The organism is Paracandidimonas lactea (assembly GCF_021653995.1).
GTDB classification, from domain to species: Bacteria; Pseudomonadota; Gammaproteobacteria; order Burkholderiales; family Burkholderiaceae_B; genus Allopusillimonas; species Allopusillimonas lactea.
The window spans coordinates 410,551-431,939 of record NZ_JAJJOZ010000001.1; the positions used below are offsets into that span (position 1 = coordinate 410,551).

The following is a 21,389-nucleotide window of genomic DNA, read 5'->3' on the forward strand; positions in this document are numbered from 1 at the left end:
GATGCGTCGCGTAAACAGCGCATCGCACTGGCTATGCACTAAAATATGCACCATTAATGTGCGTGCCGCCCCATAACGGGGCGTTACGCGCCCTCCCGCCGCATGGCAGGCCGCGTTTTCAGCAAAATCGGGCCCAGCAAATCTGGCACGCGTATTGCTTTTTGTCTCATATCGCAGCCCTGTTCTGTATTTATCCTCCCCTGGAGCCTTTATGTCCACTCCCGAAGACGTTACCAAGCTGATCGCAGACCGTGAGGTCGTGTTCGTCGATTTTCGCTTCACCGATACGCTCGGCAAAGAGCATCACCTGACCGTTCCCGCGCATTCGGTGGACGAAGAGAAACTGGAGTCGGGTGTGGCCTTCGACGGCTCCTCGATCGCTGGCTGGAAGGGGATCGAGGCCTCTGACATGCTGTTGATCCCGGACGCTGGCTCGGCCCGCCTGGATCCTTTCCGTGAAGAAGTCACGCTCAACCTTACCTGCGACGTCGTCGAACCTTCCGACCTGAAGGGCTACAGCCGCGACCCGCGTTCGCTGGCCAAGCGTGCCGAAGCCTATCTGAAGTCCAGCGGCCTGGGCGATACCGCTTACTTCGGCCCTGAACCCGAATTCTTTGTCTTTGACGGTGTGAGCTGGGACGACAACATGTCCGGGTGCTTCGTCAAGGTCAAGTCTGAAGAGGCGCCTTGGTCGCGCGGCCTGGATGTTGAGGGCGGCAACACGGGGCACCGCCCGGGCCTCAAAGGCGGCTATGTGCCTGTTTCTCCGGTCGATTCCTTCCAGGACATGCGCGGCGAAATGTGCTTGCTGCTCGAGCAGCAGGGCGTACCGGTCGAGATCCATCACCATGAAGTGGCGGCGCCTGGCCAACTTGAGATCGGCACTAAGTTTTCCACCCTGGTGCAGCGCGCCGACTGGAACCAGATTCTCAAGTACACGATCCGCAACGTTGCGCATGTCTATGGCAAGACGGCCACCTTCATGCCCAAGCCTATCGTGGGCGACAATGGCTCGGGCATGCACGTACATCAGTCCATCTGGAAGGACGGCCAGAATCTGTTCGCCGGCAACGGCTACGCCGGCCTGTCCGAGTTCGCGCTTTACTATATTGGCGGCATCATCAAGCATGCCAAGGCGCTCAACGCCATCACCAATCCTGGCACCAACTCCTACAAGCGTCTTGTGCCGCACTACGAAGCGCCCGTCAAGCTGGCATACTCGGCTCGCAACCGCTCGGCCTCCATTCGCATTCCCTATGTGGGCAGCCCCAAGGCGCGTCGTGTTGAGGCCCGCTTCCCCGATCCGCTGGCCAACCCCTACCTGACGTTTGCGGCGCTGATGATGGCGGGCCTGGATGGTGTGCAGAACAAGATCCATCCCGGTGATCCGGCCGACAAGAACTTGTACGACCTACCGCCGGAAGAAGATGCGAAGATCCCGACCGTGTGCGCCTCGCTTGAAGAAGCACTGGACGCCCTGGATCGCGACCGTGAGTTTCTCACCCGTGGCGGCGTGTTCAGCAACGACATGCTTGATGCCTACATCGAACTCAAGATGAGCGAAGTCACGCGCCTGCGCATGACCACGCACCCGATCGAGTTCGATATGTACTACAGCTTGTAAGGTTGCAGGTCTGCGCGTGCATGCACGCGCAGGCCGCCGGCAGCGGGCGAAAGCGTATGCACCCAGCAAAGTTCACCGCCTGAAAGCGTCGGCGCGTTCGTCACCGCCCGGCAAAGCCCGCGAAGGATTTATGCCGCTGGAGGGCGCATCCGCGCCGCGCGCTACAGAAGGAAACTTGATGGAACCAGCCAGCTACGACCTGCTTTCGACCGCCGTGCTGTTTCTGGATCACGACGGGCGCATCCTGCACGCCAACACGGCCGCCGAAGAGCTTTTCAGCCTGTCGCGCAGACAGCTTGCGGGGCAATTGCTGGGCAGGCTGCTGGATGCCCACGGTGCACTTTGCGAGCGGCTGCCCGATGCCATCGAAGGTAAGTTCGGCATCCTGCGCCAGGATCTGATCATGACGCGCTGGGGGCGCCAGCAGGCCATCAGCCTGGCGGTGGTGCCCCTGCACCAGCAGCCCTGGGCTGCGCTGGTAGAAGCGCGGGTCATCGAACACCACATTCTGTTGGATCGCCACCAGCAGCTTGCCAACGAGCTCACCGCGCAGCGCGAATCCCTGCGCAATCTGGCGCATGAAGTCAAAAACCCGCTGGGTGGCATACGCGGGGCGGCACAACTGCTCGAAGCCGAGCTCGGCGACGACAGCCTGCGCGAGTATACGCAAGTCATCATTGCCGAAGCCGACCGCTTGGGTGGCTTGGTCGATCGCCTGATTTCCCCGCAGGGTGAGTCGCTGGTGATGGGTTGGCTCAATATCCATGAAGTCTGCGAGCGTGTTTATACGCTGTTGTCGGCCGAATTCCCGCACATTCAGTTTGTACGCGATTACGATGCCTCGGCACCGGACTTAAAGGGCGATTTTGCACGCCTGCTGCAGGCGCTGCTGAACATTGCCCGCAACGCAGCGCAAGCGCTCACTGAGCATGCGCCCCACGACGGCGCACCGCGCGTCATTTTGCGCACCCGCGTGGGGCGCCAATTGCTGCTGGGTGGCCACCAGGCCCGCATGGGCCTTATTGTGTCGGTGATCGACAACGGCCCCGGTGTTCCGCCCGAACTGCGCGACAAAATTTTTCATCCTCTGGTTACCGGACGGCCGAGCGGCACCGGCTTGGGGCTGAGTCTGGCACAGGAATTCACCCAGCAGCACGGCGGTATCGTGGAGTTCGATTCCTACGCGGGGCGCACGGAGTTCCGGATGGTGCTTCCGCTTGAATCCCCATGAACGCCAAGTGCGGGCGCGCGCAGCGCCTGCGATGACGGAGCAAAGCATGAAAGCAGTGTGGATCATCGACGACGACCAAAGCATCCGCTGGGTGCTGGAGAAAGCCTTGGCTCGGGTCGCTATCCCGGCGCAGGGGTTTGCAAACGCCGCGGACATGCTGGATGCACTCGAACACGATACGCCGGCCGTACTGGTGACCGACATCCGCATGCCTGGCCAGGATGGCCTGTCCTTGCTCAAGCGCGTCAAGACGCAATGCCCCGCATTGCCGGTTATCGTGATGACCGCTTATACCGATTTGAACAGCACGGTGGCGGCGTTTCAGAAGGGCGCATTCGATTACCTGCCCAAGCCCTTCGACGTCAACGCAGCCATTGCCTTGATACAGCGCGCGGTGCAATCCGGCACAAATGCCGACGGGGCTGAAACGCCGGCGGCCAGCAGCCCCGAGCGCCTGATGATGCAATCTTCCGCGCCCGCGATGCAAGAGGTGTTTCGTGCGATTGGGCGGTTGGCGGCATCGAACGTGACCGTGCTGATCACGGGCGAATCCGGCACCGGCAAAGAACTGATCGCCCGCGCTCTGCACACGCACAGCAATCGGGCCAACGGTCCGTTTGTGGCTGTCAATGCGGCGGCTATTCCCAAGGATCTGCTGGAGGCCGAGCTCTTCGGCCATGAGCGCGGCGCCTTCACTGGCGCTACGCAGCAGCGCCGCGGCCGCTTCGAGGAAGCACGGGGTGGCACGCTGTTTCTGGACGAAATCGGTGACATGCCTTTCGAGTTGCAGACGCGTTTGCTGCGCGTACTGGCCGAAGGCAGCTTTTATCGGGTTGGGGGTTCTCAGGCTATCCACGCCGATGCCCGCATCGTCGCTGCCACACATCAACCGCTTGAGCAGCGCGTGACCGAAGGGCGCTTTCGGGAGGATTTGTTCCACAGGCTCAATGTGATCCGCCTGCGCCTGCCTCCTTTGCGCGAACGCAAGGAAGACATACCAGCGCTGGTGCGGCTATTCATGCAGAACAGCGCCAACGACCTTGGCGTGCCGGTGCGGCGCCTCACGTCCGAGGCCATGCAGGCCCTCTCGGCATTCGATTATCCGGGCAATATCCGCCAGCTAGAAAACTTCTGTCAGTGGCTCACTGTCATGTCATCTGGCCAGCTTATCGAGGCCAAGGATCTGCCGCCCGAGGTATTGGCCGCTGCGGCCACCGACGGCGCGGCTGGGCAGGGTGCCCCCGGCGGCGATGCGAATCAAGGCGGGGGGGGCGCGCTGGCGTCGCCTCAAAGGCACACCGCGGATGCAACCAGGGCGGAGCTGCTGGAGCAGCCAACATCGGCGGCGCAGACGGTTCAGCCCGCGCTGGCGCCTACCCTCGCTGGTCAACTAGACACTGCGCGCGGCTGGCTGGGCTTGCTCGAACTAGAAGCCCAGGCTCGCCTCGCGCGCAACGAGCCGGCCATCATGACCACACTGAGCCGTGACTTTGAGCGTGTACTCATCCAGACTGCGCTTGAATACTGCCGTGGCCGCCGCATGGAAGCTGCCCAGCGCCTGGGCATAGGCCGCAACACGCTGACGCGCAAATGCAGTGAACTGGGTATTGAGTGAGCGATGAGGGCGGCGGCGCCTGCAACGATATGCGAGCGCTGCGTGCTGCGGATAGCCGGTGAGGATGCGTCAGATTGCGGGAAAACTTCGCAGGCGCCGCCGCCGTGCCCACGCATCGCATGTGTTGATTGGCGTGCGCGCCAGCCCCGTTTTCAGGTCAGTGCGCCTCGCCGCGCAAGTAGGCTTGCGCACGCTGAGCCATCAGGGCTTCGCGGCGGATAAAGTTGGCCACGAAGGGCGAAACCGGGTTGGTGTGCAAGCCGTAGGGGCTGTCCCACTGCACGATAGCGCCGTCTTTCATGATGCCAATGCGATCGGCAATGGCGAAGGCCTCAGCCTGGTTGTGCGTGACCAATATGGCGGTATGCCCTGTTTGTTTCAGGATATCGCGCACTTCGAATGCCAAGTGCTCGCGCGTGTCCACGTCCAGATTCGAAAACGGTTCATCCAGTAGCAGCAGTTCGGGCTCGGGTGCCAGGGCGCGCGCCAGCGCGACACGCTGCTGCTGCCCGCCTGACAGTTCGTGGGGATATCGTTTGGCTGAACCTTCAAGATGCGTGAGAGAGAGCAGCGCTTCAATCCGGGCTTCACGGCGTTGCCTGTCCCAGCGTCGCAGCCCGAAACCGACGTTGCCTGCCACTGTGAGGTGGGGGAAAAGCGCATAGTCCTGGAACATCATGCCTACCCGGCGCTGTTCGGGGGGAACCCGTGCATTGACGGTGGACAGCACGGTATGATCCAGGACAATGCGGCCGGCGCGCAGCGGTTCGAAGCCGGCAATGGCGCGCAGCACCGTCGTTTTGCCGCAGCCCGAGGCACCCAACAGGCAGGCAATGGTGCCCTTGTCGAGCGAGATCGAGAGATCGCGCACCGCAGGCACCAAGCCGTTGGCGGTTTCATAGGCGAGAGAGATGCCTTCAAGAGTAAGCAGGGCGGACATGGTGCGATGATGCGGTGATTATTGGTTGGTTCTGAACTGCGTGCGTGCGAGCAGAATGACAGGCACTAGGCCGGCCAGCACGATCGCCAGCGCGGCCACGGCGCCTTCTTCGTAAGTACCGCGCGCCGCCTCGGCATACAGCCAGGTGGCCAGTGTCTCGAAGTTTACTGGGCGCAGCAGCAGCGTCGCGGGCAGCTCTTTCATGGCGTCGACGAACACCAGCAGCGCTGCCGCGCCCAATGCTGGCCGCAGCAGCGGCAGATGGACGCGACGCAATGTGCCGGCGGGTGTTTCACCCAGCAGCCGGGCAGCTTGTTCCATAGAAGGCGGAATGCGCGCCAGGCCCGCTTCAATGCCGCCGATGGAGATGGCAAGAAAGCGGATCATATAGGCAAGCACGAGCGCCGCACCGCTGCCCATGAGGATGAGGCCCGGGTCGGGCCTGCCCAGCATCTGCCAGAGCGCGGAGATAGCATGGTCGGCCAGCACGAAGGGCATCAGCAGCCCGATCGCCAACACAGTACCGGGCAGGGCGTAGCCGCTGGTGGCGACCCGTGCGCTGGCTTGCGCCAGCCGTTCGGCCGTGCGCGACGATTGCCGGGCACAGCGCACGGCCCAGGTGGCGACAAGGCCGCATGCCAGCGTAAGTGCCGTGGCGGCCAGGGCAATAAAAACGGTATTGCCGGCACTGTGCAACAACTGCTCGGATATTGAACCGACCTCATGAAGACGCTTGACGGTTTCATTGAGCAAATACAGCGCGGGGGCCACAAAGCCGATTACAACAGGCAGCCAGCCAAGCAGGCAGGCGAGCCAGGCGGATGAGCCGCGCAGCTTGATAGGCTGCACCGTACGCGCGCGTTGCGTGCCCGCATAGCGCTGGCGCCGCCGCCCCATGCGCTCGGCTACGATCAGCACAGCGACGATGGCCAACATGGCCAGTGCAATTTGCGAGGCGCCGGCAAGGTCATTGCGGGTGATCCAGGTGGTGTAGACCGACACGGTGAGCGTCTGCACACCCAGGAATTCGGAAGCGCCGATATCGTTGAGCGTTTCGAGCAGCGCCAGGCTCACACCGACTGCGATGGCGGGGCGCGCCATAGGCAAGGCCACGCGAAAGAACACACTGCGGCTGGATTCGCCCAGCACCCTTGCCGCTTCCAGCAGGCTGGCCGCCTGTGTGGAAAACATGATGCGGGTGCTCAGGTAGACGTATGGGTAGAGTACGAAACCAAGCAGGAAGATGGCCCCCGGCAGGGAGCGCAGATCGGGCAGACGGAACTGGCGCGGGCTGTCGTAGCCGAGAAGATCGCGAATGAGTGATTGTATGGGCCCGATGGGGTGCAGCAGGTCGAGGTAGGCGAAGGCCACAATATATGTCGGCACGGCTAATGGCAGCAGCAGCGCCCATGACAGCGTACCGCGCGTGGGGAAATCGAATGCGGTGATCAGCCACGCGGCGCCCACGCCCAGACAGGCTACCAGCGTGCCAACCCCAACAAGCAGCAGCAATGTGTTGCCCAGGGCCGAGGGCAGCACGAACGCCCAGAGGTGCGACCAATGGCCTGCTTCCCCCTGCATGGCGTACCATGCGAGCGCCAGCACGGGTGCCAGCACACAGGCGGCGATGGCAAAGCCGGCGAGCGGCCAGCCCGCCCCAGCCTTGAGCAGATTTCGCAGTTTACGGCCCAAGGCAAAACCGGCAGGCCCCGTGGTGAGGGCTGCCGGCTGTGAAGCGCGGGCCTGGCGGACGCTGCCAGGCGCGGTGGGCGTACCAGAAAGGGAAGCACCCGCGCGCGCGCTGATCAACGGTTGTTGCGGTTTAGTTGTTGAAGCCAACTTTGTCTACCAATTCACTGGCCTGTTTGCGATGTTTCGCGATCTCGGTCAGCGCAAGATTATCGACCTTGAGTTCGCCGAAGCTGGCAACCACAGGATCAAGTTCGACGCCGGCCTTGACCGGGTATTCGTAGTTGGCCTTGGCGTACATGCTTTGCGCCTTGTCGGACACCAGGTATTCGAGTAGCGCAACTGCATTGTTGCGGTTGGGCGCATGCTTGGCGACCGCGGCGCCCGAAATGTTGACGTGCGTGCCGCCGCTTTTCTCGAACGTGGGGCGCACAACCTTGATGGCTTCGCCCCATTTGTAGGCGTCGGAGCCGGGCTGTGCGTTCTTCATGCGGCCGACATAATAGGCGTTGGCGATACCGACATCGCAGATGCCGCCAAGGATATCACGCGCTACATCGCGATCGCCCCCCGCAGCCTTGCGGCCCAGGTTGTCCTTTACCTTGCGCAGCCAGGTTTCGGTGGCTTCGGTGCCGTTGTGCGCGATCATGGCCGCGATCATTGCGGTGTTGTAAGGGTGCTGGCCTGAACGGATGCAGACTTTTTTATTCCATTTGGGATCGGCAAAATTTTCGTACGTGATGGCTTTCAGGTCGAGATCTTTTGCGACATAGGCGACGCGATCACGCAGCGACAGCGTGAACCACTGGTTGTCCTGGCCGCGCAGATTGGCGGGGATGGTTTCCTTCAGTACCTTGGAATCGACAGGCTGGGTGATCCCGGCATCGACCAGATCGAGCAGATTGCCGATGTCGACTGTCATGAGCACATCGGCCGGGGATTTGTCGCCTTCGGTCTTCACGCGCTCGATCAGGCCGTCTTTGACGAAAACCGTGTTGACCTTGATGCCGGAGTCTTTGGCAAACTGATCGAGCAGCGGCTGGATGAGGCCGGGTTCGCGTGTGGTGTAGAGCGTGACATCGCCGCCCGCGGCGTGAGCGACCCCAGGAAGGGTGACAAGGGTGGCAGCGCCAGCCAAGGTGAGAGCACGAAAGAGGGGTTGCAGCCTGGGGGCGAAGGACATGAGCGGTATCTCCGGAAATTGGGGAAGGAAAGACGGCCCCGCGGGTAATGCGGGGCCGTGATCGAAAACGGATTGTAAAGCTTAATGGGGTTTTAAATACTAATGATTCTCATATAACATTGAGAACAATACCAGAGTCCGATATCGCTTTCAATATTTTGTCAGGAAACGTCGTATCCGTGCTGCGGTTTTCTGCCTGGATTTGCGTCATATCAAGCCTGGTGTGCGGTGTTTATGTGACAGTGCCGCAAGTGGGATAAAATCTTCTTTGTCAACAAGTACATACCAGTACGCGCGTTGGCCTGGATACCAGCATCCGGCGCGCTTCATTTTCAACAATATGGCAGCCTTCAATACTGAGCAGGTCCTGAGCGTTCATCACTGGAACGATCGGCTATTTTCCTTTACCACCACCCGCGATCCGGCACTGCGTTTCCATAACGGCCATTTCGTCATGGTTGGCCTTGAGGTGGAAGGCAAACCGCTGATGCGCGCCTACAGCATCGCCAGTGCAAACTACGAAGAAAATCTCGAGTTTCTCTCGATCAAGGTGCCAAACGGCCCGCTCACCTCGCGGCTGCAGCACCTGAAGGCGGGCGACTCGGTGCTTGTCAGCCGCAAGCCGGTCGGCACCTTGGTCGCCGATGACCTGCGCCCCGGCAAGCATCTGTACCTGTTCGGCACGGGCACTGGCCTGGCGCCGTTCATGAGCATCATCAAAGATCCCGACATCTACGAACGCTTCGAAAAGGTCGTGCTGGTGCATGGCGTGCGCTACATCAGCGAACTTGCCTACGCCAACTACATCGAAAATGAGCTGCCCGCCAACGAATACTTCGGCGAGCTCGTGCGTGACAAACTTATCTACTATCCCACCGTCACCCGCGAACCCTTCCGTCATAACGGGCGTATCACCAAACTGGTCGAAACCGGCCAAATCTTCCAGGATATCGGCCTGCCGCCGCTTGATCCCGCTGTTGACCGCGCCATGCTGTGCGGCAGCCCGGCCATGTTGGCCGATGTCAGCGCCATGCTCGATAGTCGTGGCTTCGAGGCCTCACCGGGCGTAGGTCAGCCGGGCGATTACGTCATCGAACGCGCTTTCGTGGATAAATGAAAAACATCGGTACTGTTGCCGAATAAACTGCGGCCACTGCCACCATTGATTAAATGGCGGCAGTGGCCGCAGTGCTTGCCCCAACCCAGTAGTGCACGCCTCGCTACTCAATACCACTGCATGCTTTCCGCATCGCCGTTTTGCCGCGCAACGATGCTCGGTGAAACGTTCAAGGTGTCAACGCTCGCGGTTCCCCTCCGGCCCTTTTCTCGTCGCATCGTCCGCGTTCGGCCAAGAAAGGGGCTTTTAGTTTTGGCTATAGCAGATTAAACTCCAATAGTATTCAACACGGCGTTTAATGCGGGGCGGCCAGGGGTTGTCGGTCGTGCCACCGCGTCAGGGATCGTTCAACAAAGCACAAAGGCGCACACATGAGCAAGCAAGTCATCCACACCGATGCAGCCCCCCCCGCAGTGGGGCCATATTCGCAAGCCATCGCTGTCAATGGCGGCAAAACGGTCTATCTTTCCGGTCAGATCGGTCTCGAACCCGCCACCGGCGATCTGGTATCCGAGAACTTCGAAGGGCAGGTGCGCCAGGCGTTCGCCAACCTCAAGGCAGTAATCGAAGAAGCCGGCGGCACGCTGGACAATATCGTCAAGCTCACGCTCTTCCTGACCGATCTGTCAAAGTTCGCCAGCGCCAATGCCATCATGGCAGACTTTATTCCCCAGCCATATCCCGCCCGCTCCACACTGGGCGTAGCCAGTCTGCCCAAAGGTGCGCAGTTCGAAGTGGAAGCGGTCGTCGTCATCTGAAGCGGCCTATGGGCTCTGCTACGCGGGCACCCGCCAACGGCGCCGTCGATGTGCCGGGCGGCAGCGGTCGGGCGGCCGGTCGCCGTGCGTCGAGCGGCAAGGCTGCGCCCGCCAAGGCGCAAGACGAGCAGGGGGCGTCGGCATTGCAGCGCCGTTTTGGTCGCCTGGGCCTGCGCGAGCCGGCAGATTTCATCGTTCACCTGCCGCTGCGGTATGAAGACGAAACCCGCATCGTACCTATCGCCTCGCTCATGCCTGGCATGAGCGGCCAGGTGGAGGGCGAGGTCGTGCGCAGCGAGGTACTGTTCAGGCCACGCCGGCAACTGCAGGCGGTACTCGAAGACGACTCCGGCCAGTTGGCGCTGCGATGGCTCAATTTCTACCCCAGCCAGCAAAAACAGGTGGAGGCGGGCAGGCGCCTGCGCGTACGCGGCGAGGTTCGCGGCGGCTTTGGCGGCTACGAAATGGTGCACCCTAAAGTCAGCGCCGCCGGTGCACCACTGCCGCAGGCGCTCACGCCCGTATACCCCACCACAGACGGCCTTTCACAGGCTAGTCTGCGCAAGGCGATCGACCAAGCGCTGGGGCGGGCGGACTTGTCCGATACCTTGCCTGATGCGCTGCGCGAGCAGTATGGGCTGATTCCTTTTGCACAGGCCATTCGCGTGCTGCATCATCCGCCGGCCAATGTTTCTTATCACGATCTGATCGAGCGCGGCCATCCAGCCTGGGCCCGCATCAAGTTCGATGAGCTGCTGGCGCAGCAGTTGTCGCTGGCGGCTGCGCGGGCCGCGCGGCGCCGCCAGCGGGCTACGCCGCTCCCGCCCGACGCGGGCCTGTCAAAGACGCTGCTGGCCAATTTGCCGTTTACGCTCACTGATGCACAACAACGCGTAATCGCTGAAATCTCGGCTGATCTGGCGCGCTCCTTCCCCATGCATCGCTTGCTGCAAGGGGATGTGGGTAGCGGCAAGACTATCGTGGCGGCGTTTGCCGCCGCGCAAGCCGTGTCCGCTGGTTGCCAAGTGGCCATTATGGCGCCCACCGAAATCCTGGCCGAACAGCATTTTCACAAGCTTGCGGCTTGGCTGGAGCCGCTGGGTGTGCGGGTGGCCTGGCTTACCGGCAGCATGTCTGCGGCGTCGCGGCGGCAGGCAGTGACGGACGCTGAGTCTGGCCAGGCCGACCTTGTCGTGGGGACGCAGGCGCTGATTCAAGACAGGATCGCCTTTGCCCGCCTGGGTCTGGTGATTCTCGATGAGCAGCACCGCTTCGGTGTGGGCCAGCGGCTGGCGCTCAGCCGCAAGGGGGAAGACGGGGCGTTGATCCCGCACCAGCTCAATATGAGCGCCACGCCGATTCCGCGCACCTTGGCCATGACCTTCTTCGCTGACCTGGATGTGTCCGCCATCGATGCACTACCTCCTGGTCGTACACCAGTGGTAACCAAGCTGATCGCCGACTCTCGGCGCGACGAGGTGTTGGGCAGCGTGACAGCCGAAGTGAGGCAGGGTCGCCAGGCCTACTGGGTATGTCCGCTGGTCGAAGAAAGCGAAGCGCTGCAGTTGCAGACGGCTGTCGATACACATGCGCGCCTGGCGCAGGCGCTGCCTGATCTGCGCGTGGCGCTGATACACGGCAAGATGGCGCCAACCGAGAAGCAGGCGGTTATGCAGGCCTTTCGCGATGGGCAGACCGACCTACTGGTGGCGACCACGGTAATCGAGGTTGGGGTGGATGTACCCAATGCCTCCCTCATGATCATTGAACATGCCGAGCGCTTCGGGTTGGCCCAGTTGCATCAGTTGCGCGGCCGGGTAGGGCGCGGCAGCGCGCGTTCGGTGTGCGTGCTGATGTACCAGGCGCCGCTGAGCATGGTGGCGCGCCAGCGCCTGCGAGCAATGTACGAAACGACGGATGGCTTCGAGATCGCGCGGCGTGATCTCGAACAGCGCGGCCCGGGTGAGTTCCTGGGTGTCAGGCAGTCCGGTCAGGCATTGCTGCGCTTTGCCAGCCTGGACACCGATGCGTCCCTGGTCGAACAGGCGCGGCAGGCGGCGGTCGATATGCGCACAAAGTATCCGGACTATGCTGCCGCGCATTTGCGGCGCTGGATGAAGGACCGTGAGGATTACCTGAGAAGCTAGCCAGATTTACCGCGAGAACTCCACCATGACCCTGACTGAACTCAAATATATTGTTGCCGTTGCGCGTGAGCGCCATTTCGGCCGGGCCGCCGAGGCCTGCTTCGTCAGCCAGCCCACGCTGTCTGTCGCCATACGCAAGCTTGAGGATGAGTTGGGCGTGGTGCTGTTCGAGCGTGGCGGCGCCGAGGTCGGCATTACACCCATCGGGCTGCGCATTGTGGCACAGGCCCAGCGCGTGCTGGAAGAAGGCGCGCAGCTGCGTGAGATCGCCCGCCAGGGGCATGACCCGCTGGCCGGCCCGCTGCGCGTGGGTGTCATCCACACCATAGGCCCATATCTGCTGCCAAGGCTGGTGCCCACGCAGATCGAGGCCACGCCGCAGATGCCGCTGCTGCTGCAGGAGAATTTCACGGCTCGGCTGCTGGAGCTTTTGCGCCAAGGCGAAATCGACTGTGCCATCCTGGCGCTGCCCATACCGGATGCAGGGCTGTCGGTGCACCCACTCTACGACGAACCGTTCCTGGTGGCGATTCCCAAGAACCACCCCTGGAGCAACAGGAAGGAAATTGACGCCACTCAGTTGAAGGACGAGACTATGCTGCTGCTGGGAACGGGGCATTGCTTTCGTGACCAAGTGCTTGAAGTATGCCCTGAGTTGTCGCGGTTTTCGGCATCCAGCGAAGGCATCCAGCGCACCTTCGAAGGCTCGTCGCTCGAGACCATACGCCACATGGTGGCGGCCGGCCTCGGCGTGACGGTGCTGCCGGCCAGTTCGCTTTCCATGCCGGGCATCGAGAACCACCTGCTCTCCTACATACCGTTCAAGAAGCCGGTGCCCGACCGTCGCGTCGTGTTGGTCAACCGCAAGAGTTTCCCCCGTCCCGCCGCCATCGACGCCTTGATCAAGGCCATCCATGATTGCGCGTTGCCCGGCGTCAACTACCTGGATACTGTGCCGGCCGCCGCCGAGCCGGCGTGAGAGTGCTGGCAATTTCGGGGTGGTAGGCGCCGAAGTGAATGCTGCCGTGCGCCGCGTAGCTGACGGCTATCACGCCGATCAATAAATCTCATGCCGCGCAACACATTTCGAACTACTTTGCCGTGATATCCTGAGCCCTTCTTCGAATGCATGGATACGCCACGCCGCGTTCCGTGCATAGCGTCCAATGCTCATCAAGGAGATCCATCATGGCAAAAGAGCGCAAACCCGATGCAGCCAAGAGCACCGCGCCCGCGGAAAAAGGCCTCGACATCGACATCGGTATTTCAGACAAAGACCGTGCGACTGTGGCCGCCGAGCTATCCAAGATGCTGGCGGACTCCTACACGCTGTATTTGATGACGCACAACTTCCACTGGAACGTCACCGGCCCGCAGTTTAATACGCTGCACAATATGTTCATGACGCAGTACACCGAAGCCTGGCAGGCGCTGGACAGCATTGCCGAGCGCATCCGCGCTTTGGGGCATTTCGCGCCCGGCACCTATGCGCAATACGCAGCGCTGTCGTCGATCAACGAAGTTGCGACGGTGCCGAACGCAACAGCCATGATCGAACTGCTCGTCAAGGGCAACGAGGCAGTCGCCAAGACAGCGCGCCAGGCCCTCAAGAAGGCTGACGCGGTCGACGACCAACCTACCGTTGATCTGCTCACCCAACGCTTGGATGTGCACGAGAAGAACGCCTGGATGCTGCGCAGCATGCTGCAGTGACGCTGGCGCGGGGTTTCGTTGCCCGATCGTAGCGGCTGGCCGCCTCGCATGCGGCCATGCGCAGCCCGGTGGCAGTTGTAATGCGCTCGTACAGGGCTGCTGGTCAACGCCGTGCCGGGCGTCTGTCGTAACGTTCAGTAATAACCCTGAGTTTTCAACTGGGGCGGGCTATGCGGCATGGGTTCAGTGTATGCTTGGCAGCGTATCTGGATAGCGCACTTCGAGGAGGCTATATGAAAGTTCGCTTTACCCCCGTCGCCGCCGCACTCGGCTTGGCCGCGGGTATGCTTATGGCAGGCCCCGCAGCGGCCGCCACGATCAAAATTGCCATTGCCGGTCCGTTCACCGGCCCCGTCACGCAATACGGCGACATGGTCAAGCAGGGTGTTGACACCGCCATCGAACAACTCAACGCTAAGGGCGGTGGCAACACCTTCGAAGCCGTGGTGCTCGATGACGGCTGCGAACCCAAGCAAGGCCCCGTGGTCGCCAATCGTGTTGTCAACGATGGCATCCATTATGTGGTTGGCCATGTATGCTCGGGCGCCACCATTGCCGCCACCGACATCTACAACAACGAAGGCATTGTCATGGTCACGCCCTCGGCCACTTCGCCGGCGGTCACCGATGGCAAGAATTACGAAACCATCTTCCGCACCATCGGCCGCGACGACCAGCAGGGTCCCGCAGCGGCCAAGTTCATCATCGAAAAGATCAAGCCCAAGAAGGTTGCGGTTCTGCACGACAAGCAGTCTTACGGCCAGGGCATCGCAAGCGCTGTGCGCAACGATCTGCAGAAGGCGGGCGTTGACGTCGTGCTGTTCGAAGGCATCAACGCGGGCGATTCCGATTACTCAGCCGTCATCACCAAGCTCAAGACCACGGGCGCTGATTTCGTCTATTACGGCGGCTATCACCCTGAAATGGGCCTGCTGCTGCGCCAGGGTTCGGAGCAAGGCCTGAAGGCGCAGTTCATGGGCCCTGAGGGTGTAGGCAACCCCGATATCAACGCCATCGCGGGTGCTGCAGTCGAAGGCATGTTGGTTACCTTGCCGGCAGACTTCACCAAAAATCCGGCCAACGCCGAGATTGTGAAGGCCTTCAAAGACAAGGGCCGCGACCCCAGCGGCGCTTTCCAGCTCACTGCCTATTCAGCCATGCAGGCCATTGCCGCCGGCATCAAGGGCGCAGGCGCGGATGACCCTGCCAAGGTTGCTGCATACCTGCACAGCCATGCCGTCAAGACGCCAATCGGCGAAATTTCCTGGAACAAGCAGGGCGACCTGAAAGAGTTCAAGTTTGACGTCTTCAAATGGCATAAAGACGGCAGCAAATCGGTTTATCAATAACAACAAACAATAAAAAGGCCACACAGGCCCAGTCGGCGCACAGGCGTCACAGCTTGTACGCCGTCTCTGAACCCCGCGCAGCCAGAACTAGGCCTGGTTTCGCGGGGTTTTTTGCCGCCATCTTGTTAGCACAATAGGCATGAACGCAGGCGCCGCCCTGGCTGCCGCCCGCTCGCCACGGAAGGGTCGCGCGCATGGCTGGTATGGCAGCCTATCTCCTGGGGGCTGCCGTGCTTTCTCGGCGGCAGGGCCCTCGTGGCCGCGGCAGGCAGGTTGGGGATATGTGACCCTGCGCTTGTTGCGGTATAGCGGTTACGCGTCGACGCGTTTACCGGTTTCCGGGTCGAACCAATGCAGCGGATGGATGCCATCCTGGCCAACCTGCACCGCTTCGCCCGTCTGCAGCGGGTATTCGCGCGTCAGGCCGATCGGGCAGCGCAATACCACCGGGGTGTCGCCGTGCCGGCCGTGGATCAGTTGCTCGGATCCGAGAATTTCGATCATTTCGATTGTGATGGCAAGGCCGCTTGTATGCAAGGCGATATGCTCTGGCCGCATGCCAAGCAGGGCCTTGCGGCTGGCCAGCGAGGCGGGCGCTTGCGCGGCATCGAAATCGAGTACTTGGCCGTTTTCGTCGTGGACCCGCCGCTCGGCATCAAGCTGCACCGGGATCAGGTTCATGGGCGGCGAGCCAATAAAGCTTGCCACAAAGACCGATGCGGGGCGTTCGAATACCTCGACCGGGGTGCCGATTTGTTCGGGCACACCTTTGTTCATCACAACCATGCGTTGGGCCAGTGTCATCGCTTCTACCTGATCGTGCGTGACGTACAGGCTGGTGGTGCCCAGGCGGCGGTGCAGCTTCTGGATCTCGAGCCGCATCTGCACGCGCAGTTTCGCGTCCAGATTGGACAAGGGCTCATCGAACAGGAAGACTTTTGGGTCGCGTACGATTGCCCGCCCCATGGCCACCCGTTGGCGCTGGCCCCCTGACAGTTGGCCGGGACGACGGTCGAGCAGATGCAACAGCTCGAGTATGCGCGCGGCGTCTTGCACTTTGCGCTGGATCTCTGCCTTGCTGAGCTTGCGTATCTTCAGGCCATAGGCCATGTTGTCGAACACGCTCATGTGGGGGTAAAGCGCGTAGTTCTGAAACACCATCGCAATATCGCGCTCGGCTGGCTCCAGATTGTTGACAACCTTCCCGTCGATGGCGATCTCGCCGCTGGTTACGCTTTCGAGGCCTGCCACCATGCGCATCAGCGTGGATTTGCCACAGCCCGACGGGCCGACGATGACGATGAATTCGCCGTCCTTGATATCCATGCTTATGCCATGGATCACGGCAATGCCGTTGGGATAGGTTTTGCTTACGTTGCGGAAACTCAGCGTTGCCATGTGTGCATCCAGTTCTATGTATAGTGCGGCCAGCCGGCTTATTTTTCGGCGTCTACCAGGCCCTTGACGAACCACTTCTGCATGAAGATGACGACCGCCACGGGCGGGATCATCGCCAGCATTGCTGTAGCCATGACCAGGTTCCATTCTGTGACGGAATCGCCGCCCGAAATCATGCGCTTGATACCAATGACCACCGGGTACATGTTTTCTTCGGTGGTGATGATGAGCGGCCACAGGTATTGGTTCCAGCCGTAGATGAATTGGATCACGAAGAGGGCGGCGATGCTGGTGCGTGACAGCGGCAGCAGCACATCGCGGAAAAATCGCATGGGGCCGGCGCCGTCGATCCGTGCGGCCTCAATCAGCTCATCGGGAACAGTAAGAAAAAACTGCCGGAACAGGAAGGTGGCGGTTGCCGAGGCGATGAGCGGCAGGGTGAGGCCCGCGTACGTGTTGAGCATGCCCAGATCCGCGACTACCTTGTAGGTGGGCGCGATTCGCACCTCGACCGGCAGCATGAGGGTGACGAAGATCATCCAGAAGAAAAACATGCGGAAACGGAAGCGGAAATACACTACAGCAAAGGCGGAGAGCATGGAAATAGCGATCTTACCGATGGCGATAACCAGGGCCATGACAGTGCTGATCCACATCATGCGCGCAACGGCCGGGGTGTTGATGGCGTCGCCCGTGAGCACGCGCGCGTAGTTTTCGATGAAGTGGCCGCCCGGCATCAGTGACATGGGCGCAGCGGCGACCTCCTGCGCGGTCTGGGTCGATGCTACAAAAGTGACGTAAAGCGGGAATGCAATGATCGCCACCCCGACGATGAGCACAATGTGGGTGACGATATCCAGGACAGGTCGGCGTTCGATCATGGTGCGTAGGCTTGAAGAGTCGGTTGCGGGCGCGTGTCAGTAATTGACCTTGCGGTCGATATAGCGAAACTGCACGACGGTGAGTGCAATCACGATCAGCATGAGGATTACGGACTGTGCGGCGGATGAGCCAAGATCCAGGCCTTTGAAGCCGGCGTTGTACACCTTGTAGACCAGGATGGAAGTGTCGGTACCCGGACCGCCCTGCGTGATGATGTCGATAATGGCGAAGGTGTCGAAGAACGCGTAGATCACATTGATGATCAGCAGAAAGAAGGTGGTGGGCGACAACAGGGGAAAGACGATCGTCCAGAACCTGCGCCGCGGGCCGGCGCCATCAATCGCGGCTGCTTCGATCAGCGAGCGTGGGATGGCCTGGAGCCCGGCGAGAAAGAAAAGAAAGTTGTAGGAAATCTGCTTCCAGACGGCGGAGATCACGACCAGTGTCATGGCATCGTTGCCGTTCAGGCGTGGGTTCCAGCCTATGCCAAGCTTACTGAGCATAACGGCGAGGATGCCAACGGAAGGCGAGAACAGGAACAGCCAGAGCACCCCAGCCACCGCTGTGGCGACGGCGTAGGGCCAGATCAGAAGGGTTTTATAGACGCCGGCCGCCTTGACGGCGCGGTCTGCCATGACGGCCAGCAACAACGAGATGGCGAGCCCTAGTATGGCAACAAGCAGCGAAAATACCGCAGTGATGCGGAATGAATCGGTGTAGTCGCTGCTGGACAGGAGGTCTGCGAAGTTTGCCAGGCCCACGAACTGTGACGACAGGCCGAACGGATCTTCGAGATGAAAGGACTGCCACAGCGCCTGGCCGGCAGGCCAAAAGAAAAACACAACCGTTACCGCCAGTTGCGGAAGCAGCAGGAGATAGGGCAGTACTTTATGGGTGAAGACGACGCGTTTTTCCATGCGGCGAATTGTAGTCCTGGTATAAGAGGCCCGGGGAAGTGCGCATGCCTTGTTTGTGACGGGCCAGCCCCTGCGTTGGTGGTGGCGGGGTTCGCAGCCGCCCGTTCGGGCGCGGCGGTATGGTGCGGGCGGCTACCCCGCACAGCAAGCACGCACCGGCGAAAGTGGCGCCGGCGAATGCGCGCTTGCGGCGGGCGCCTGGCTTACTTGACGCTCTTCTCGAAGCGCTCGAGCAGCTCGTTGCCGCGCTTGTTCATGTTGGCCAGGCCTTGCTCGGCGGAAACCTTGCCAGCAAAGATGTTTTCCATTTCACCATCCTCGATCTCACGGATCTGCGGCAGATAGCCCAGACGGATACCGCGCGAATTGGTGGTGGTGGTGGCGTCCAGCTGCTTGACGGCGATATCGGTGCCCGGATTTTTTTGGTAGTAGCCGGACTCTTGCGTCAGCTTGTAGCCTGCCTTAGTGACTGGCACGTAACCCGTGGCCTGGTGCCATTGCGCTGCTTTTTCGGGGCTGGACAGGAACTTGAAGAAGGCCGTCACGCCTTTGTAGACCTCGGGCGACTTTTTGGCAAAGACCCACAGCGACGCACCGCCGATGATGGAGTTCTGGGGCGCGCCCTTGACATCGTCGTAGTAGGGCAGGAAGGATGTACCGAAGGCGAAGTTGCCGGTTTTGATAATGTTGGCGCGATTGCCGCTGGAACCGGTGAACATGCCGCACTTGCCGGAGGTGAACAATGCGTTGGGTGCATCGCCGCGGCCGCCGTAGGTGAACGTGCCTTCTTTGGACATGCGGGCCAGATTGCTCAAATGGCGCACGAACAGCGGATTGGTCAGCGCCAGGCGAGCCTGCGGGCCGTCGAAGCCGTTGTTATGCGTGGCATAGGGGATGTTATGCCAAGCGGCAAAGTTTTCGAGCTGTATCCACGACGGCCAAGAGGTGGTGTAGCCGCATTCCATGCCGGCGGCACGCAGCTTCTTGGCGGCTTCTTCCACTTCCTTCCAGGTGCGGGGCGGTTTTTCGGTGTCGAGCCCGGCCTTCTTGAAGGCATCTTTGTTGTAGTAGAACACGGGCGTGGAACTGTTGAACGGCATCGAAATCAGCTGGCCGTCGGTGGTGGAATAGTAGCCCGCCACGGCACCCAGGAAATCGGCAGGATTGATGGCGCTGCCGGCCTTCTCGGACATTTGCTGGACGGGCTGGATTGCACCCTTGGCGTTCATCATCGTTGCCGTGCCCACCTCGAAAACCTGCAGAACATCCGGCGCGTTGCCGGCGCGGAAGGCAGCAATGCCCGCGTTCATTGACTCGCCGTAATTGCCCTTGTAGGTACCTTGCACTACGTAATCGGACTGGCTCTTGTTGAACTCGTTGATCAATTCATTGACGCGGTCGCCGAGCGCGCCTTCCATGGAGTGCCAAAAAACGATGTCAGTTGCTGCATTTGCGGTGCCGGTATGGGCGAAGGCGGTAACCAGGGCAAGGGCAATCAATTTTGCGCGCATTTATTTTCTCCGTTGTGGGCTGGCCGAGAAGGCGGCTGGCCGTGTGGACGCAAGTTTATGACCGGTCTATGACTTTGATGTGACTGTAACGATATTATGTTGCCGGGGTCAATCGTCTTCTTGTCGCAGCCCGCTGTCAACATCACTGTCGGCTTCGGCCATGGCACGGCGTCCGCGGGCGCCTACAATAGCGGCGTTGCGGGAACCCGGTTGTGCGGCGCGCCCGCCGTATAACCGGGCAACCCGTCCGGCATCGTTACATCGGTATATCTCTAGGTGAAAACATGACCAGCAAAGCAATGACGCTCGCCTTCATCGGCGGGGGCAATATGGCGAGCGCCCTGGGCGCAGGCCTGATCGGCAAGCGCTGCGGCGCGCATGATGTCCACGTGATCGACCCCAACGAAGCGGCGCGCGAGCGTTGGCGCAAGCAGGGCACGACAGTGGCGGCCGCCGCGGATGAAACACTCGCCAGCCGAAACGTATGGATTCTGGCGGTCAAGCCGCAGTCGCTCAAGGAGGCCGTGCTGGCATGCAAGCCTTGGTTGCGCGAGGATACCCTGGTCATCAGCATTGCCGCCGGCATTTCCGCCGCGACGCTGTCTCGGTGGCTGGGCGAACCTGAGCGGCCCTGGACACGATTGGTGCGCTGCATGCCCAATACGCCCGCCCTGATCGGCGAGGGGGCCACAGGCGTCATGGCGCTCAAAGGCGTTACCCAGGAAGACCGCGCGGTAGCCCAGCAGATGCTGGGCGCCGTGGGCAAGGTTGTGTGGGTCGACACAGACGCTCATATCGATGCCGTGACAGCGCTGTCAGGCAGCGGGCCGGCCTATGTGTTCCTGTTTCTCGAAGCCCTCATACAAGGCGGCGTGGCGCAAGGCCTGACGCCCGAGCAAGCTCGCACCTTGGCGTTCGCCACGCTCGCGGGCGCCACCGAGCTGGCAGCGCTGTCGCCCGAGCCGCTGGCCACCCTGCGCGACCGCGTAACGTCCAAAGGCGGCACCACAGCTGCTGCGCTGGATGTGTTCGGCCGCGAAGGGTTTTCCGGCATCGTCATGCAGGCCATGGATGCGGCCCGGGATCGTGCGGCCGACATGTCGCGGGAGCTGGCAGACTGATCTGCCGATCCGCCGGTCATCGCCCGCCCGCGGCACCGCAAGGGTAGACCCTGCTGGCGCCGCTTGGCGGTACGAAGCTCTGCGAAAGAATTTGTAAGGGGTTATACGTAGTGACAGCCTTACAGCGGATAGTCAGAATACGCATGCCGATCAAGGCGGAAGCTAATAACAATGGCTTGCCGTTCTATACGCGA

The 21,389-nt window shown here is 61.2% G+C and carries 17 protein-coding genes; 10 read left to right on the plus strand and 7 right to left on the minus strand.

Annotated elements, in window-relative coordinates; genetic code table 11:
• The first annotated feature begins 211 nt into the window (after positions 1 to 211).
• The 3 genes from glnA to ntrC all read left to right on the plus strand — a co-directional run bounded on the left by glnA (position 212) and on the right by ntrC (position 4,470).
• Positions 212 to 1,624, plus strand: a complete 1,413-nt coding sequence (glnA, locus tag LOL23_RS01940; RefSeq protein ID WP_160976415.1) for a type I glutamate--ammonia ligase — start codon at positions 212 to 214, stop codon at positions 1,622 to 1,624.
• 178 nt (positions 1,625 to 1,802) lie between these two features.
• Complete coding sequence (glnL, locus tag LOL23_RS01945; protein WP_160976417.1) at positions 1,803 to 2,855, plus strand: nitrogen regulation protein NR(II); 1,053 nt, start codon at positions 1,803 to 1,805, stop codon at positions 2,853 to 2,855.
• A 46-nt stretch (positions 2,856 to 2,901) separates the two neighbouring features.
• Positions 2,902 to 4,470, plus strand: coding sequence for a nitrogen regulation protein NR(I) (ntrC, locus tag LOL23_RS01950; protein ID WP_237173095.1), 1,569 nt, complete (start codon positions 2,902 to 2,904; stop codon positions 4,468 to 4,470).
• A 157-nt stretch (positions 4,471 to 4,627) separates the two neighbouring features.
• On the opposite strand, the gene LOL23_RS01955 is transcribed toward ntrC, so the two are convergent.
• The 3 genes from LOL23_RS01955 to LOL23_RS01965 form a co-directional block, all read right to left on the minus strand.
• Complete coding sequence (locus tag LOL23_RS01955) at positions 4,628 to 5,410, minus strand: ABC transporter ATP-binding protein (RefSeq protein ID WP_160976421.1); 783 nt, start codon at positions 5,408 to 5,410, stop codon at positions 4,628 to 4,630.
• A gap of 18 nt (positions 5,411 to 5,428) precedes the next feature.
• Positions 5,429 to 7,102, minus strand: coding sequence for an ABC transporter permease (locus tag LOL23_RS01960; RefSeq protein ID WP_439652065.1), 1,674 nt, complete (start codon positions 7,100 to 7,102; stop codon positions 5,429 to 5,431).
• Between the two features lie 130 nt (positions 7,103 to 7,232).
• A complete protein-coding gene (locus LOL23_RS01965) occupies positions 7,233 to 8,282 on the minus strand; it encodes a Fe(3+) ABC transporter substrate-binding protein (RefSeq protein ID WP_160976423.1) in 1,050 nt (349 codons plus the stop codon).
• Between the two features lie 340 nt (positions 8,283 to 8,622).
• Between LOL23_RS01965 and LOL23_RS01970 the strand changes: the two genes are divergently transcribed.
• From LOL23_RS01970 to LOL23_RS01995, 6 genes are all read left to right on the plus strand, one after another.
• Positions 8,623 to 9,399 carry a ferredoxin--NADP reductase gene (locus tag LOL23_RS01970; protein ID WP_160976425.1) on the plus strand — a complete coding sequence of 259 codons (777 nt, stop codon included), beginning with the start codon at positions 8,623 to 8,625 and terminating at the stop codon, positions 9,397 to 9,399.
• Positions 9,400 to 9,770: 371 nt separating this feature from the next.
• The gene (locus tag LOL23_RS01975) at positions 9,771 to 10,157 is read left to right on the plus strand and encodes a Rid family detoxifying hydrolase (protein WP_160976427.1); all 387 of its coding nucleotides are present in this window, start codon (positions 9,771 to 9,773) and stop codon (positions 10,155 to 10,157) included.
• Positions 10,158 to 10,165: 8 nt separating this feature from the next.
• Entirely contained in the window at positions 10,166 to 12,304 is a 2,139-nt protein-coding gene (gene recG, locus LOL23_RS01980; RefSeq protein WP_160976429.1) for an ATP-dependent DNA helicase RecG, read from the plus strand.
• Positions 12,305 to 12,329: 25 nt separating this feature from the next.
• Positions 12,330 to 13,283 carry a LysR substrate-binding domain-containing protein gene (locus tag LOL23_RS01985; RefSeq protein WP_160976431.1) on the plus strand — a complete coding sequence of 318 codons (954 nt, stop codon included), beginning with the start codon at positions 12,330 to 12,332 and terminating at the stop codon, positions 13,281 to 13,283.
• 209 nt (positions 13,284 to 13,492) lie between these two features.
• Positions 13,493 to 14,017, plus strand: coding sequence for a Dps family protein (locus LOL23_RS01990; protein ID WP_160976433.1), 525 nt, complete (start codon positions 13,493 to 13,495; stop codon positions 14,015 to 14,017).
• Between the two features lie 233 nt (positions 14,018 to 14,250).
• Positions 14,251 to 15,366 carry a branched-chain amino acid ABC transporter substrate-binding protein gene (locus LOL23_RS01995; protein ID WP_160976435.1) on the plus strand — a complete coding sequence of 372 codons (1,116 nt, stop codon included), beginning with the start codon at positions 14,251 to 14,253 and terminating at the stop codon, positions 15,364 to 15,366.
• A gap of 312 nt (positions 15,367 to 15,678) precedes the next feature.
• On the opposite strand, the gene LOL23_RS02000 is transcribed toward LOL23_RS01995, so the two are convergent.
• The 4 genes from LOL23_RS02000 to ugpB form a co-directional block, all read right to left on the minus strand.
• Complete coding sequence (locus LOL23_RS02000; protein ID WP_160976437.1) at positions 15,679 to 16,764, minus strand: sn-glycerol-3-phosphate import ATP-binding protein UgpC; 1,086 nt, start codon at positions 16,762 to 16,764, stop codon at positions 15,679 to 15,681.
• 38 nt (positions 16,765 to 16,802) lie between these two features.
• Entirely contained in the window at positions 16,803 to 17,645 is an 843-nt protein-coding gene (gene ugpE / locus LOL23_RS02005) for a sn-glycerol-3-phosphate ABC transporter permease UgpE (RefSeq protein ID WP_160976439.1), read from the minus strand.
• Between the two features lie 36 nt (positions 17,646 to 17,681).
• The gene (gene ugpA / locus LOL23_RS02010) at positions 17,682 to 18,563 is read right to left on the minus strand and encodes a sn-glycerol-3-phosphate ABC transporter permease UgpA (protein ID WP_160976441.1); all 882 of its coding nucleotides are present in this window, start codon (positions 18,561 to 18,563) and stop codon (positions 17,682 to 17,684) included.
• Positions 18,564 to 18,766: 203 nt separating this feature from the next.
• Positions 18,767 to 20,074, minus strand: coding sequence for a sn-glycerol-3-phosphate ABC transporter substrate-binding protein UgpB (ugpB, locus tag LOL23_RS02015; RefSeq protein WP_160976443.1), 1,308 nt, complete (start codon positions 20,072 to 20,074; stop codon positions 18,767 to 18,769).
• A 284-nt stretch (positions 20,075 to 20,358) separates the two neighbouring features.
• Here ugpB and proC point away from each other — a divergent pair, with 284 nt between their 5' ends.
• Positions 20,359 to 21,195, plus strand: coding sequence for a pyrroline-5-carboxylate reductase (proC, locus tag LOL23_RS02020; RefSeq protein ID WP_237173096.1), 837 nt, complete (start codon positions 20,359 to 20,361; stop codon positions 21,193 to 21,195).
• The last annotated feature ends 194 nt before the right edge of the window (positions 21,196 to 21,389 follow it).